This window comes from Aeromicrobium sp. S22, assembly GCF_009661045.1.
Taxonomy (GTDB): Bacteria; Actinomycetota; Actinomycetes; order Propionibacteriales; family Nocardioidaceae; genus Aeromicrobium; species Aeromicrobium yanjiei.
Genome location: NZ_WJWV01000003.1, coordinates 332,556 through 347,582, shown reverse-complemented (window position 1 = coordinate 347,582; position 15,027 = coordinate 332,556). Strand labels below are relative to the sequence as shown.

Sequence of the window (15,027 nt, the reverse complement as noted above, 5' to 3'; positions counted from 1 at the left end):
AGGCGCGCCTCCCGTCCGCTGAAGCGCGGCTCCCGTATGCGGACCGGCGACCCGGAGCCTCCCCTCGGCGTCCCGGAGGCGCGCGTCAGCGTTGGGGTGGGTCAGGAGAGGCCGCGCTGGAGGGCTGCGGCGGCGCGGCGGACGGCCTTGGGTGCGGTGCGGCCGATCGCGACCATGTTGACGAAGCCGTGGATCAGACCGTCCTCGCGGACGTGCTCGACCGGGACCCCGGCGTCGCGCAGCTTCTCGGCGTACGAATCACCCTCGTCGAGCAGCGGGTCGAAGCCCGCCGTCACGACGTACGCCGGTGCGACGCCGGAGACGTCTCCGTAGAGCGGCGAGAGGCGAGGATCGGACCTGTCCTCCCCACCCACGAGGTAGTTCTCCTCCGCGAGGTCCATGAACGCCTTGGTGAGGAAGAAGCCCTCGGCGTACGTGGTGCGGCTGGGGGCCCGGTTGAGGAAGTCCGTCACCGGATAGATCAGCAGCTGGAACGCCGGAGCGCTCGCGGAGCCAGCGGTCTGCTGCGCGACCACCGCGGCGAGATTGCCGCCCGCGCTGTCGCCGCCGACCGCGATGCGGTCGGGATCGATGCCCAGCCCCGGCGCGTGCTCCACGATCCAGCTCCACGCCGCCAGGACGTCGTCGACCGCGGCCGGGAACGGCGCCTCCGGGGCCAGGCGGTAGTCGACCGCGACGACCCGCACCTGCGCCTCCTCCGCCAGGAACCGGCACGTCGCGTCGTGGCTCTCGAGGTCGCCGTAGATCCAGCCGCCGCCATGGAAGAACACGAGCGCCGGCGCCCGCCCGGTCAGCCCGCGCGGGGTGTAGAAGCGCAGGCCCAGCGGGCCGCCGGGACCGTCGATCGTGCGATCCGTGATGGCGCCGATCGGCTGGTTGCCGCCCGCAAGCCTCGACGAGGACACGATGATCCGGCGCCCCCGGCTGATCGCGACGGACTCGGCCGCCGGTCCCTCGAGTCGCTGAAGGCGAAGCAGCAGCTGCATCTCGGGGTCGAGCGTACGGCCGTTGACGACGACGGGCGGGCCCGCCAGACGAGCGATCGCGGGACGCGGCAGCTGCATCAGAGCGCGGGCGGAGGCACCCCGCGCGGCGCCGATGAGCTGGGGAACGAGTGCCATGCGGTCACGCTAGTGCCTGAAGAGGTCCGCGCGGTCCTTGTTCAGGCCGCGTTCACGTTGATCTGCCACTCTGGACAGGTGGACACACACGACATCGCGGTCGCTGACCTGGAGGACCCGGCCTCGCCGGACGAGTTCGACGTCGACCCGCCGTTCGACCCGGCCGACAGCACGCTCCCCCCTGACCGCTTCCTGGACCGCGAGCTCTCGTGGATCGCGTTCAACGCCCGGGTCCTGGAGCTCGCGCAGGACGAGAGCCTGCCCCTGCTGGAGCGCGTACGCTTCACGGCCATCTTCGCGAGCAACCTCGACGAGTTCTTCATGGTGCGCATCGCCGGTCTGAAGCGGCGCATCGCCGCCGGCGTCGCAGTCCCCGCTGCGAGCGGCCTCAACCCCCGTGAGGTCCTCTCGCGCAGCCTCGCCGCGAGCCAGGAGCTGCTGATCCAGCAGGCCGACACCTATCACGACCATCTCGTCCCGGCTCTGGCCGCGGAGGGCATCCACCTGCTGCACTGGGACGCGCTGCGCCCCGACGAGCAGGAGCAGATCAGCGCGACGTACCGCAACCGGGTGTTCCCGGTCCTCACCCCGCTCGCAGTCGACCCGGCCCACCCGTTCCCGTACATCTCGGGGCTCTCGCTCAACCTCGCGCTCGTGATGCGCAACCCCGACACCGGCAAGGACCACTTCGCGCGCGTCAAGGTCCCGCCGATCATCAACCGCTGGATGGAGGCCGATCCCGGACGCTTCGTGCCCCTCGAGGAGGTCATCGCGGCCCACCTGGACCTGCTCTTCCCAGGCATGGAGGTCATCGCCCACCACGCCTTCCGGGTGACCCGCAACGAGGACCTGGAGGTCGAGGAGGACGACGCCGAGAACCTGCTCAAGGCGCTCGAGCAGGAGCTCCTGCGGCGCAAGTTCGGCCCGCCCGTACGCCTCGAGGTCGAGCGGTCCATCGACCCGGAGGTGCTCGACCTGCTGGTCTCCGAGCTCGGCATCCGGCCCGAGGAGGTCGTACGCCTGCAGGGCCCGCTCGACCTGCGCAGCCTCCACGAGATCGCCGACCTGGACCGCCCCGAGCTCCACTACGAGCCGTTCGTCCCCGGCACCCACCAGCACCTGGCCGAGGTCGAGACCTCCAAGCCCGCCGACCTGTTCAGCGCACTGCGCAAGCGCGACGTGCTGGTCCACCACCCCTACGACTCGTTCGCCACCAGCGTCCAGCGGTTCATCGAGCAGGCGGCGGCCGATCCCCGGGTGCTGGCGATCAAGCAGACGCTCTATCGCACGTCCGGCGACTCCCCCATCATCGACTCGCTGATCGATGCCGCCCGCGCGGGCAAGCAGGTGCTGGTCCTGGTCGAGATCAAGGCCCGCTTCGACGAGCAGGCCAACATCCGCTGGGCACGCAAGCTCGAGCGGGCCGGCTGTCACGTCGTGTACGGACTCGTCGGACTCAAGACCCACTGCAAGCTCGCGCTGGTCATCCGCGACGAGCCGGACGGTCTACGCCGCTACGCGCACATCGGCACCGGCAACTACAACCCCAAGACCGCGCGCCTGTACGAGGACTTCGGCCTGCTGACCTCGGACCCCGAGATCACCCACGACCTGACGGACCTGTTCAACAACCTGTCGGGATTCGCCCAGGACTTCTCCTACCAGCGCCTCATGGTCGCCCCGGCCGGCCTGCGCCTCGGCATCCTGGAGCGCATCGACGCCGAGATCGCGCACCACCGCGCTGGCCGCCCCGCCGGGATCCGGATCAAGATCAACTCGCTGGTCGACGAGGCGGTCACCGACAAGCTCTACGAGGCGTCCCGGGCAGGGGTGCCGGTCGACCTCGTCATCCGCGGGATCTGCACGTTGCGTCCCGGCGTCCCGGGGCTCAGCGACAACATCCGGGTGCACAGCATCCTCGGCCGGTTCCTCGAGCACAGCCGCGTCTACTGGTTCGCGGGCGGCGGCGAGCCCCAGGCGTGGATCGGCTCGGCCGATCTCATGCACCGCAACCTCGATCGCCGGGTCGAGGTGCTCGTCCGGGTCCCGACCGAGGCGCACACCGAGGCCCTCGGCGAGCTGCTCGCGCGATCCGTCGACCCGTCCACGACGTCATGGCACCTCGCGGGCGACGGCACCTGGACACGGCACGTCGGCACGTCGGACCTGCAGGCCGAGCTCATCGCGCGCGCCCGCGCGCGCCGCTCCCGCCAGGCCTAGCGCGAGGCCGGGCAGGCCGCGAAGAGCAGCGGTCCCTCGCCCGACATGTACGCGCCGCGGTCGGGATCGAGGTCGAACCGCAACGCCGCGGCGCTCCCGCGCACCGTGGCCGAGACGAGGTCGAGCGAGTCCTCCACGCGGCCGGACCGACCGATGAACGGTCCCGTCGCCAAGGACGTGCGGGTCTCCAGCTGCTGGGCGGCCACTCGCGGTGAGGCGTACGCCCAGGCGAACCGGATGTGCTGCCTGCGCGGGCCGTCCACGAGCCCCCGGCCCGCATAACGCGGCGCCGCCAGCCCGCCCGTGCGGGCCACCGCCGCGTCCGCCTGGGCCGCGACGTCCGGGTCGCCCTCGCCGACGGCCGTCGACCGGCACGCCTCCTGCTGCGCCTGCACCAGCGCACTGGCGGACCCCGACAGCTGTCCGGCGATGTCGGCGACCGGACGCCTCGCGAGCAGCGAGGGCTCGTCGCCCCGGATCGTGGCGAGCACCACCGGCGCGTACGCCGCACTGCTCGTCGCGACCACGAGCCGCCGGCTCGGGAGCAGGGCAATCGCACCGAGTGCCGAGGCGAGGGCGGGCCCGACCCTGACCCGGCCCTCGTCGCCGAGCGTCCACACCGCCCCGTCGCGGGTGTAGCCGAGCGCCCGGAGCCGCTTCTCGACGTCGGCGAACGAGACCCGCGACGACGTGCGGGCCACCATCGCCGCGCCGCCGGCGGCCTGCCCGTACGACTCCCACTCCAGGTCGGCCACGGACCAGCCGTACGACGCGTGCATCGGCTCGACGGACTCCGCCAGCACCGACCGCGTCGACAGGTCGCGCAGCGCGGCGTCGTCGCCCATCCGGGACCGAGCGGCCGCCGTCGAGGCGTCTCCCAGCCCGAGGTCGCGACGGATCGCCGACCAGTCGGTGAAACCGGCCACGACCGTCGCGGACGGCAGCACGTCGAGGGCCGAGGCAAGGGGCGGGCGGGGATCGGCGGCGCTCCGCTCGTCGACGAGCCACCCTGCGGTGACGGCGACGGCGATGACCAGCAGTGGCGCGAGCACGAGACGCACGGTGGGACGACGTTTCACCGCGTCAACACCTCCTTCACCTGCTGGCCACTTCTTCGGGGGACAATACGCACCATGGCAAGTGAACGGATCACGACGGCAGCCGGTGGCATCGTGTGGCGCAACCGGCCCGGATCTGCCCGCCCCGACCCGCGCGTCGAGCTGCTGGTCGTGCACCGGCCCTCGTACGACGACTGGACCTTCCCGAAGGGCAAGACCGACCCGGGCGAGGCGCTGCAGACGACAGCGGTCCGCGAGATCGGCGAGGAGGCCGGCGTCCGCGTCCGTCTCGGCCACCCCCTGCAGGAGATCTCCTACCCGATCAGCGACGGCACCAAGCGCGTCGCCTACTGGTGCGCACGAGTCGTCGGCCCGGACGACTCCGACCGGTTCACCCCCAACAAGGAGGTCGACCAGATCCGGTGGGTGAGCGTGCGGGACGCCCGGGGGCTGCTGACGTACCAGCACGACGTCGAGCTGCTCGAGACCTTCCGTGCGCTGCGCGAGGCCCAGGCGCACCGGACCCGCACGCTCGTCGTGCTGCGCCACGGCAAGGCCGTCCCCCGGTCGTCCGGGATCGAGGAGCTCGAGCGCCCCCTCACCGCCGCCGGTCTGACCCGCGCCAAGGCGCTCGTCCCGGTCCTCGGCGCGTACGGCGTCCGGCGCATCGTGAGCAGCCCCGCAGTGCGCTGCGCCCAGACCGTCGAGCCGTACGCCCACTCGATCGACACGTTCCTGGAGATCGACGACCGCCTGTCAGAGGACACCCGCGCCGCTCAGGTGCAGCGCTCGGTCGCGGCGATCCTGGACCGCAAGAAGCCCGTCGCCCTGTGCAGCCACCGGCCGACCCTGCCGTGGGTCTTCGAGGCGCTCGGCATCGACCCGGTCGAGCTCGCCCCCGGCCAGGGCGTCGTGGTGCACCACCGCAAGGGCCTCGTCCACGCCACCGAGCTGCTGGCCTGACGGGACTGCTGCCCACCGTTCCGTCATCGTTCACCGGCCGTTCACCAACGGCCCGCGATCGATACACCTGGGCTGCCTACCTTCACGGGGTAAGCACAATCTGATCCCAGAGAGGGACCCCCGTGAACCGCACCAAACTGCGCATCGCCGCCCCCGCGGCCATGCTCGCCATCGCCCTCGGCCTCAGCGCCTGCGGTGCCGCGAACGAATCGGACGGCGGTAGTGACACGTCCGGCGGTGACGGCGTCTCCGGGACGCTCAACGGCGCCGGAGCGACGTCGCAGGAGGCGGCCATCGCCGCCTGGAAGAAGCAGTTCCAGACCGCGAACAGCGGCGCCACGGTCAACTACGACCCGGTCGGCTCGGGCGGCGGACGTGAGCAGTTCATCGCCGGTGGTGTCGCCTTCGCCGGCAGCGACTCGTACCTCGAGGACGAGGAGGTCGCGGCCGCGGAGAAGAAGTGCGGGAGCGACGTCGTCGAGGTCCCGGTGTACGTCAGCCCCATCGCGGTCATCTACAAGCTCGACGGCGTGAAGGAGCTCAACCTGTCGGCCAAGACCATCGGCGCGATCTTCGAGGGCACGATCACGACGTGGGACGACGACGCGATCAAGGCCGACAACCCCGGCGTCGACCTGCCCGACACCAAGATCACGGCCGTGCACCGCTCGGACGACTCGGGCACCACGAAGAACTTCACCAACTACCTCGAGGCCGCCTCGGACGGCAGCTGGACCGGCGGGACCGTCGAGACGTGGCCGATCAAGGGCGGCGAGGCTGCCGAGGGCACCTCGGGCGTCGTCGCGGCCGTCTCGGGCGGCAACGGCACGATCGGCTACGCCGACGAGAGCCAGGCCGGCGAGCTCGGCAAGGCCAACGTGAAGGTCGGCGACGACTTCATCGCGCCGACGCCCGAGGCCGCGGCCAAGACGCTCGACACCGCAGCGCCGGTCGAGGGCCGCAGCAAGACCGACCTCGCGGTCGACATCGATCGCAAGACCGAGGAGCCGGGCGTCTACCCGATCGTCCTCGTGTCCTACCAGATCGCGTGCCAGACCTACCCGGACGCCAAGCAGGCCGAGCTCGTGAAGGCCTGGCTGTCGTACGTCGTCAGCTCCGAGGGACAGACCGCCGCCGCGGAGAGTGCCGGATCGGCACCGCTCTCCGGCGACTTCGCCACCAAGGTGCAGGCCGCGGTCGAGACGATCTCCGCCGCCTGATCCCGCTGCCGCCCGGCCCTCGTGGCCGGGCGGCAGCACCCGCATCACCATCCGAACAGCAGTTGAAAGGCACCGCCTGTGACCAGCACGCTGGCCCCTCGTCGCAAGCGCACCACCGTGGTCCGCGCCGGCGACCGCATCTTCTCGGGGCTGTCGACCAGTGCCGGCCTCCTCATCCTCCTCGTCCTGGCCGGCGTCGCCGCATTCCTCACGGTCGAGGGCATCCCGGGGATCCTCGCCGATCCCGACGAGGTCAAGAGCGGTCAGAGCTTCTGGCCGTACGTCTGGCCGCTCGTCTACGGCACCCTCATCGCCGCCACCGTCGCCCTGATCATCGCGACACCGGTCGCCGTGGGGGTCGCGCTGTTCATCTCGCACTACTCGCCGCGTCGGCTCGGGCAGGTCCTGGGCTATCTCGTCGACCTGCTCGCCGCGGTGCCGAGCGTCGTGTACGGCCTCTGGGGCATCCAGTTCCTCGCCCCGCACATGGTGCCGGTCTACGAGTGGCTCGCGGACCACCTCGGCTTCATCCCGTTCTTCGCCGGCCCGGCCTCGGCCACCGGCCGCACGATCATGACCGCCTGCATCGTGCTGGCCGTGATGATCCTGCCGATCATGACCGCGATCTGCCGCGAGATCTTCCTGCAGACGCCCCGCCTCCACGAGGAGGCCGCCCTGGCCCTCGGCGCGACGCGCTGGGAGATGGCCCGGCTCGCGATCTTCCCGTACGCCCGCTCCGGGATCGTCTCGGCCGCGATGCTCGGCCTCGGCCGGGCGCTGGGCGAGACGCTGGCCGTCGCGATGGTGCTGTCGGTGACCGCAGGCACCGTGACCGCCAACCTCATCAGCAGCACCAACCCGAGCACGATCGCGGCCAACATCGCGCTGAGCTTCGGCGAGGCCAGCGGCAAGACGGTCAACGTCCTGATCGCCAGCGGCCTGGTGCTGTTCGTGATCACCTTCCTCGTCAACTTCGCCGCCCGGTCCGTCGTGGACCGCCGCAAGGACTTCTCCGGAGCCAACTGATGACGACCACCCTCACTCGCGAATCCGTGGACATCCAAAAGGAGCTCTACGGCGCACGACTGCCCTCGTGGGGCAGCCGGGCGGTCATCACCGGCGCCCTCGTCGTCGGCGCGGCCCTCTATCTCACCGGGACCAACCTGGTCCTCGCCGCACTGGCGGTCCTGGTCGTCTGCCTGGGCCTCCCGCTGTGGTCGGCCGTGGTCGAGGGCCGCCGCAAGGCCACCGACCGCCTGGTCACGGTGCTCGTCACCTCGGCGTTCACGCTGGCGATGTTCCCGCTGGTCAGCATCCTCTACACGGTCATCAGCAAGGGCACCAAGGTGCTCTCCGCGGAGTTCTTCACCTACTCGATGCGCAACGTCGTCGGCGAGGGCGGCGGCATCTACCAGGCGCTCGTCGGCACGCTGCTCATCACCGGCGCCGCCGCGGTCATCTCGGTCCCGATCGGCCTGTTCGCGGCCATCTACCTCGTCGAGTACGCCGACGGCAACCGGCTCTCGCGCTGGATCCGGTTCCTCGTCGACGTCATGACGGGCATCCCGTCGATCGTCGCGGGACTGTTCGCGTACGCCCTGTTCGTGGTGTTCTTCGGCGAGGGCGTCCGCATGGGCATCGGCGGCTCGGTCGCGCTGTCGGTGCTGATGATCCCCGTCGTGGTCCGGTCGACCGAGGAGATGCTGAAGCTCGTCCCGAACGAGCTGCGCGAGGCCTCGTACGCGCTGGGGGTGCCCAAGTGGCGCACCATCGCGAAGGTCGTGCTGCCGACCGCGCTGGCCGGCATCGTCACGGGCATCACGCTTGCGATCGCCCGGGTCATCGGCGAGACCGCTCCCCTGCTCATCATCGCCGGCGCGACCGACTCGGTGAACTTCAACCTGTTCGAGGGCCGCATGGCGACCCTGCCGGTCTTCGCCTACCAGTCGGTGCGGAGCCCGGGCATCCCGCCGGAGTTCAGCATCGACCGCGCCTGGGGCGCCGCCCTGACGCTGCTGCTGATCGTCATGCTCCTCAACCTCATCGCCCGTCTCGTCTCCTACTTCTTCTCGCCCAAGGGCGAGCGCTAAACCGGAAGGTTCCCACCATGGCCAAGAGCATCGACGTCTCCGACCTGAACATCTACTACGGCGACTTCCTCGCCGTCGAGGACGTCACGATCCCCATCGCCGCCAAGTCCGTCACCGCGTTCATCGGCCCCTCGGGCTGCGGCAAGTCGACCTTCTTGCGGTCGCTCAACCGCATGCACGAGGTCATCCGCGGCGCCCGGGTCGAGGGCAAGGTCCTCATCGACGGTCAGGACCTGTACGCGTCCGACATGGACCCGGTCAACGTCCGCCGCATGATCGGCATGGTCTTCCAGCGCCCCAACCCCTTCCCGACGATGTCGATCTACGACAACGTCCTGGCCGGGCAGAAGCTCAACAGCAAGCGCATGAAGAAGACCGAGTCCGACGACATCGTCGAGCGGTCGCTGCGCAGCGCCGGGCTGTGGGCCGAGGTCAAGGACCGCCTCGACCGGCCCGGCTCGGGCCTCTCGGGCGGTCAGCAGCAGCGCCTGTGCATCGCGCGGGCGATCTCGGTCGAGCCCGAGATCCTGCTGATGGACGAGCCGTGCTCGGCCCTCGACCCGATCTCGACCAGCGTGATCGAGGACCTCATCCACGAGCTCAAGAGCGACTACACGATCGTGATCGTCACTCACAACATGCAGCAGGCCGCCCGGGTCTCGGACGAGACTGCGTTCTTCAACCTGTCGGGCGTCGGCAAGCCCGGCCGGCTCATCGAGGTCGGCCGCACCGACACGATCTTCTCCAACCCGGTCGACCCCGCCACCGAGGCCTACATCCAGGGAAGGTTTGGGTGAGGCCGAATCGCGCTCTGCGCGATTCGCGCCTCACCCATGCCAGCGAAGCGTGAGCGTCCCGGGCCGAAGGCCCCAGCGCGAGGCTGGCGAGCCGGGAGACCCGCCCAGCCCCAGCAGGACCCCGACCCCAGCCTCAGTTGCCCGGGATCACCAGGCGCAGCAGCAGGTACGTCACCGCGCCGACGGCCGCGGCCGCAGGGATCGTGACGATCCAGGCGGTGATGATGCCGCGAGCCACTCCCCAGCGCACCGCGCTGAACCGCTTCGTGGCGCCTGCGCCCATGACCGCCGAGGTCATGGTGTGGGTCGTCGAGACGGGGGCGTGCAGGCCGATCGCCATGCCGTACAGGACGACCGCAGCGGTCGACTCCGCCGCGAATCCGCGCGGGGGGTCGAGGGCGATGATGCGGCGTCCCATCGTGCGCATGATGCGCATGCCACCCGACAGCGTGCCGAGCGAGATCGCGCCGGCAGCCGCGAAGACGACCCAATAGGGGATCTCCCGCTCGCCGGCCGCGGGACCGTAGCCGCCGGCGACGAGCGCCAGCACGATGACACCCATGGTCTTCTGCGCGTCCTGCAGGCCGTGCCCGAGCGACAGCGCGGCCGCCGAGACGGTCTGCGACAGACGGAACCCACGGTTGACGGTGTGCGGATTGGCCCGCCGGAAGACCCACATGATCGTCAGCATCACGATGAACGCACCACCGAAGCCGAGCGCGGGGCTCATGACCATCGGGATGACGACCTTGTCGACGACCTTGTCCCAGTCGACCGTCACGCCCGCGGCGAGTCCCACACCGATCAGGCCGCCGATCAGAGCGTGCGACGAGGACGACGGGATGCCGAAGTACCACGTGATGAGGTTCCACGTGATGGCTCCGACCAGGGCGCTCATGACCACCGTCAAGGCGTGTTGGGAGGTCATGTCGTCGAAGCCGACGAGGATCTCCTTGATCGTCTTGGCGACACCGACCCCCAGCAGCGCTCCCACGAAGTTGAGGATCGCAGCCATCACCAGCGCGATGCGCGGCGTCAGGGCACGGGTCGACACCGAGGTGGCGATCGCGTTGGCAGCGTCGTGGAAGCCGTTGGTGTAGTCGAAGAACAGTGCGATGACGACAGTGGCGATCACCAGGGCGAGGACAAGGTCCACTGCTCAGGACTCCTTGACGGCGATCTGCTCCACCGTGTTCGCGACTGACTCCAGCGCGTCGATGGCGTGCTCGAGGGAGTCCACGACGTCCTTGAGCTTGAGCACCTCCAGCGACTTGTAGCTTCCGCTGAACAGGTTGGCGACGATTCGGCGGTACGAGCGGTCGCCCTGGTTCTCCAGCCGGTTGATCTCGATCCAGTACTCGTCGAGGTCCTTCATCGTGCGCAGTCGCGGCATGGCATCGGCGGTCAGCTGGGTCGCCCGCTGCAGCACCTCGACCTGCGGCGCGAAGTCGGCCGGCAGCTCGCCGAGCTCGTACAGGCCCACGAGGTCGACGGTCTCCTCCATGAAGTCCATGACGTCGTCGAGGCTGCTGGCGAGACGGTAGATGTCCTCACGGTCGAACGGCGTGATGAACGTCGTGTTGGCCCGCTTGATGATCTTGTGGGTCGTCTCGTCCGCTTGGTGCTCGGCTTCTCTCATCAGGTCACCGAGAGCGTTCTTGTCGGTGCCGGAGTCGAGCATCTGCGCCAGCAGATTTGCACCCTCCACGAGGTGGTTCGCCATCTCGGTGAACAGATCGTAGAAGGATGTTTCAACTGGCCGAATGCGAAAACGCACGACTAGCTCCTGTCAATGCTGAGTAGGGCAAGCCCATGCTAGATGCACGCTGTTCGCACATGCCAGCCGCGGGGTCACCCGGCAGTGGGGATGCCCAGGATCTCGTCGACCTCGCGTTGCGAGAGGTGTCCGTCCTTCGAGGACGCCGCGATGATGAGACGGCTTGTCATCTCGATCTCGTCGAGCGCGTCGTCGTCGCGCAGGCGACTGTCCAACGGCTCAGGCATGCGGCGGGCTCCCAGGTGGTCCACGGTCAACATCAGCTCGACACTATCTCGCGGGCCGGTCTGGACGCAGCCGATCGCGCCCGCGTCAGTCGTGACGTGCGCGACGTACGAGGTCGAGCACCCCCATGACCAGGGCGAACACGATGAAGGCGATCGTCACGTGCAGGCTGTAGGACAGCGCATCGGCGAAGTCCCCGTCGGTCGACCTGACCCGCTCGAAGAACAGGGCGAGGACGATCGCGACGCCGATCGCCGAGCCGACACGCTGGGCGGTCTGCAGCAGACCACCGCCGGCACCGGCCCGGGCGGGATCCACCTCGTCCAGCGAGAGGGTGATGTTGGGCGAGATCACGAGACCGCCACCCAGACCGGCCAGGAGCAGCAGCGGCGCGAGCTTGAGCCCGATGCTGCCGTCCAGATGAGGCACGACCACGTCGATCCCCACGAGTGCGACGGTCACCATCGCGAGGCCCAGGACGACCAGCGCCCTGCCGAACCGCTCGACGAGGCGACCCCCGATCCACGCGGACGTGGCCGAGCCCACGGCGAAGGGCAGCTGGGAGAAGCCGGCCTCGAGCGGGGTGTAGCCAAGCCCTTCCTGCAGGAACAGGGTGAGGATGATGAAGATCGAGGTGAACCCGGCGAAGTAGAGGGTGCCCACGCCGAGCCCGAGGACGTACGACCTCACTCGGACGAGCGAGAGGTCGAGCAGCGTCTCGCGGCCTCGCGCCGTCCAGCGGCGCTCCCAGAGGACGAAGACCGCCAGCAGCAGTGCCGCGACTCCCACGAGCCACCAGGGCCGCTGCGCCAGCGACGAGTCCTGACCGCCCTGGACGAGGGGAAGGAGCACGAGGAGCATCGCCGTGCCGAACAGGACCACCCCGACCGGGTCGAGGGACTGCTTCGGCCCCTTCTCGGTGCGGGGCAGGTAGCGGGCGGCGAGGACCAGCAGCGCGATCCCGATGGGGAGGTTGACGTAGAAGACGAGCCGCCACCCCCACTCGTCCCCGCCGAGGTGGACGAGCAGGCCACCGAGGAGCGGGCCGATCGCGGTGGAGACGCCGATCGTGGTTCCGAAGAGACCGAAGGCCCGGCCCCGTTCGGGGCCACGGAACAGGTTCTGGATGAATCCGGAGACCTGCGGGGTGATGAGTCCACCGCCGAGCCCTTGGACGACTCGCGCCGCAGCGAGCATCCACGGCGTCTGCGCCGCTCCGCACGCAGCACTGGACAGGGTGAACAGTGCGACGCCCCACAGGAAGACGGTCCTCCGGCTGCGGGCGTCGCCCAGGCGTCCGGCCGGGACCAGGGCGATGCCGAAGGCGAGCGCGTAGCCGGCCACGACCCACTGGATCGTGCTGTTGCCGGCACCGAGCCCCTCGCTGATCGACGGCAGGGCGACGTTGACGATGCTGACGTCCAGCAGGGTCATCGCACCGGCTCCCAGGCACACGGCGAGGGCCTGCCAGCGCCGGGACTGTTCCTCGGGGGTCAGCTCACGGGCGTCGGTCTGCGTCACCAGACCACGCTAGGTCCGCTCACGCCTGCCCGCGAGTCGATCGTGCGGAGCCGGAGCGTGAGACGATGAGGACCTAAGTCCTGGACACCGTCATTGGGGAATGCCGTGCCTACCTACGACGCGCTCATCGAGCGCTACGGAGTGCTTGATCGAGCGCCCGGCCGCGACCTCCAGTCACTGGTCAGCCTGATCGCGCAGATCTGCGGTGTCCCGCACGCGGTGATCAACATCCTCAGCAGCAACCAGCAGCACCAGATCGTGGCCCACGGCATCGAGCCGGCGGTGTGCGCGCGGGAGGACTCGATGTGCGCGGTCGTGATGGACGACCCCGAGCCGGTGATCGTGCCCGACGCCAGCAACGACCTGCGCTTCTCCTCCAATCCCTTCGTCAACGGCGAGATCGGCGATGTCCGCTTCTACGCCTCGGCGCCGGTCACGACGGCCGACGGTCTGGCCATCGGACGCCTGTGCGTCTTCGACGTCGTCCCGCACGAGCTCACCGACGTGCAGCAGCGGGCGCTCGCGGTGATGGCCTCACAGGTCACCGACATGCTCGAGCTGCGCTACCGCAGCCAGGCGCTCGAGGACTCGCTGCGCGACCTGACGGCGGTCCGCGACGAGCTGCGTCGGTCCAATGAGCACCTCATCCAGTTCGCCGGCCAGGTCAGCCACGATCTCCGCACGCCACTGACCGCGATCCTCATCAACACCGAGCTGCTGGCCGGCGAGCCTGCGGTCACGGCCGACATCGGCGTGTCCGAGATGGTCCTGGCCGTCAAGGAGGCCGGGCACCGCATGGACGCCATGATCGAGGAGATGCTGACGTTCGCGCGGGAGAACGGCCGCCTGCGTCTCTCGCCGACCGATCTGTCCACGGTCGTCAGCTCCGTCGTCCGCGATGTCGCTCCGTTGATCATGCGCGAGGGGGCAGAGGTCAAGGTGGGCGAGCTGCCCGTGGTCCTCGGCGACCCCGACCTGCTCTACTCCGTCGTGCTCAACCTGCTGACCAATGCGGTCAAGTTCGTACGTCCCGGCGAGAAGGCCGTCGTCTCGATCACCGCCGACCGGCTCGACCGTCACTGGCGGGTCCGGGTCACCGACAACGGCATCGGCGTGCCCCCGGCCCGCCGCGCAGCGATGTTCGAGCTGTTCGCCCGGCAGGACGAGCACGCGTCCGGCCACGGCATCGGCCTGGCGACCGCGCGGAGGATCGTCGAGGCGCACGGCGGGACGATCGGGATGGAGAGCGCCGCCGAGGGCGGCACGAGCGTCTGGTTCGACCTGCCCGTGTGAGGTCCCGCTCCGGGACTGTGGAGCTCCCCGGCAGCTGATGCCGAACTGTGGAGTGCATGAGGACGTTGTGTGGAGATCGTGTGGATCGCGGCTCAATAGGTTGAGGTCACAAGCCAACGCAGCGCCTCGCCACTACCTCCCAAGGACACACCATGAAGAAGATCCTCCTCCCCCTCGCCACCCTCGTCGCCGCCGGCGCGGTCGCGGTCGGATCAGGCGCCACGTTCACCTCGACGAGCGCCAACACGATCAGCTCGGTCACCGCGGGCACCCTGTCGCAGACCAACTCGAAGGACAAGGCAGCGATCTTCACCGCCACCGACATCAAGCCCGGCGACACGGCCACCGGCTCGCTCACGATCACCAACACCGGCTCGCTGCCCGCGAAGTTCTCGCTCACCGAGACCGCGTCCACCAACACGTTCGCGGCCAGCAGCATGACGATGGTCATCACCAACACCACGACCAACAAGGTCGTCTTCAGCGGCCCGTTCGGCGATCTGGTGGACGGCGTGAAGACCGATCTCGGCGAGGTCGCCCCCAAGGCTGCCAACAGCTACACGTTCAGCGCCAAGCTGGCCGCGTCCGCGCCGAACGCCGACCAGGGCAAGGTCGCCACCGCCGCCTTCCAGTGGGACTCGGTCCAGGTCGAGAACCCCGCCAGCTGACACGCCGGGGCGCCGTGACGGCGCCCCGCCCCCGCCATCTCGACCCGCACACC

At 69.6% G+C, this 15,027-nt stretch carries 14 protein-coding genes; 8 read left to right on the top strand and 6 right to left on the bottom strand.

Annotated features, from left to right (window positions below; all coding sequences use genetic code 11):
• Window positions 1–101: 101 nt before the first annotated feature.
• Window positions 102–1,142, bottom strand: coding sequence for an alpha/beta hydrolase (locus tag GEV27_RS14630; RefSeq protein WP_153934929.1), 1,041 nt, complete (start codon window positions 1,140–1,142; stop codon window positions 102–104).
• A gap of 108 nt (window positions 1,143–1,250) precedes the next feature.
• On the opposite strand from GEV27_RS14630, the gene GEV27_RS14625 reads away from it, so the two are divergent.
• The gene (locus tag GEV27_RS14625; protein ID WP_228765324.1) at window positions 1,251–3,362 is read left to right on the top strand and encodes an RNA degradosome polyphosphate kinase; all 2,112 of its coding nucleotides are present in this window, start codon (window positions 1,251–1,253) and stop codon (window positions 3,360–3,362) included.
• On the opposite strand, the gene GEV27_RS14620 is transcribed toward GEV27_RS14625, so the two are convergent.
• Window positions 3,359–4,441, bottom strand: coding sequence for a hypothetical protein (locus GEV27_RS14620; protein WP_153934928.1), 1,083 nt, complete (start codon window positions 4,439–4,441; stop codon window positions 3,359–3,361). The two genes, GEV27_RS14625 and GEV27_RS14620, sit on opposite strands and share 4 nt — an antisense overlap.
• 54 nt (window positions 4,442–4,495) lie before the next feature.
• On the opposite strand from GEV27_RS14620, the gene GEV27_RS14615 reads away from it, so the two are divergent.
• From GEV27_RS14615 to pstB, 5 genes are all read left to right on the top strand, one after another.
• Window positions 4,496–5,383, top strand: coding sequence for an NUDIX domain-containing protein (locus GEV27_RS14615; protein ID WP_153934927.1), 888 nt, complete (start codon window positions 4,496–4,498; stop codon window positions 5,381–5,383).
• A 122-nt stretch (window positions 5,384–5,505) separates the two neighbouring features.
• Window positions 5,506–6,603: a phosphate ABC transporter substrate-binding protein PstS gene (gene pstS, locus GEV27_RS14610; RefSeq protein WP_309222280.1), complete on the top strand. Its 1,098-nt coding sequence runs from the start codon at window positions 5,506–5,508 to the stop codon at window positions 6,601–6,603.
• A 78-nt stretch (window positions 6,604–6,681) separates the two neighbouring features.
• On the top strand, window positions 6,682–7,629 hold the full coding sequence (gene pstC / locus GEV27_RS14605; protein WP_309222279.1) for a phosphate ABC transporter permease subunit PstC: 948 nt from the start codon (window positions 6,682–6,684) through the stop codon (window positions 7,627–7,629).
• Window positions 7,629–8,693, top strand: a complete 1,065-nt coding sequence (gene pstA, locus GEV27_RS14600) for a phosphate ABC transporter permease PstA (RefSeq protein ID WP_153934926.1) — start codon at window positions 7,629–7,631, stop codon at window positions 8,691–8,693. The genes pstC and pstA overlap by 1 nt, the downstream gene beginning before the upstream one ends.
• A gap of 17 nt (window positions 8,694–8,710) precedes the next feature.
• Window positions 8,711–9,490, top strand: coding sequence for a phosphate ABC transporter ATP-binding protein PstB (pstB, locus tag GEV27_RS14595; RefSeq protein WP_153651622.1), 780 nt, complete (start codon window positions 8,711–8,713; stop codon window positions 9,488–9,490).
• A gap of 133 nt (window positions 9,491–9,623) precedes the next feature.
• Here pstB and GEV27_RS14590 read toward each other — a convergent pair whose 3' ends face one another.
• The 4 genes from GEV27_RS14590 to GEV27_RS14580 form a co-directional block, all read right to left on the bottom strand.
• Window positions 9,624–10,646 (bottom strand): inorganic phosphate transporter, encoded by a 1,023-nt coding sequence (locus GEV27_RS14590; protein WP_153651621.1) that lies wholly within the window; start codon window positions 10,644–10,646, stop codon window positions 9,624–9,626.
• 3 nt (window positions 10,647–10,649) lie between these two features.
• Entirely contained in the window at window positions 10,650–11,267 is a 618-nt protein-coding gene (locus GEV27_RS14585; RefSeq protein ID WP_153651620.1) for a DUF47 domain-containing protein, read from the bottom strand.
• Window positions 11,268–11,341: 74 nt separating this feature from the next.
• Window positions 11,342–11,494 carry a hypothetical protein gene (locus GEV27_RS17600; RefSeq protein ID WP_194839947.1) on the bottom strand — a complete coding sequence of 51 codons (153 nt, stop codon included), beginning with the start codon at window positions 11,492–11,494 and terminating at the stop codon, window positions 11,342–11,344.
• Between the two features lie 85 nt (window positions 11,495–11,579).
• Complete coding sequence (locus GEV27_RS14580) at window positions 11,580–13,013, bottom strand: MFS transporter (RefSeq protein WP_309222278.1); 1,434 nt, start codon at window positions 13,011–13,013, stop codon at window positions 11,580–11,582.
• 105 nt (window positions 13,014–13,118) lie between these two features.
• On the opposite strand from GEV27_RS14580, the gene GEV27_RS18275 reads away from it, so the two are divergent.
• Both GEV27_RS18275 and GEV27_RS14570 read left to right on the top strand, forming a co-directional pair.
• Window positions 13,119–14,306: a GAF domain-containing sensor histidine kinase gene (locus GEV27_RS18275; protein ID WP_153934925.1), complete on the top strand. Its 1,188-nt coding sequence runs from the start codon at window positions 13,119–13,121 to the stop codon at window positions 14,304–14,306.
• Window positions 14,307–14,458: 152 nt separating this feature from the next.
• The gene (locus GEV27_RS14570; protein WP_153934924.1) at window positions 14,459–14,974 is read left to right on the top strand and encodes a TasA family protein; all 516 of its coding nucleotides are present in this window, start codon (window positions 14,459–14,461) and stop codon (window positions 14,972–14,974) included.
• Window positions 14,975–15,027: the final 53 nt, after the last annotated feature.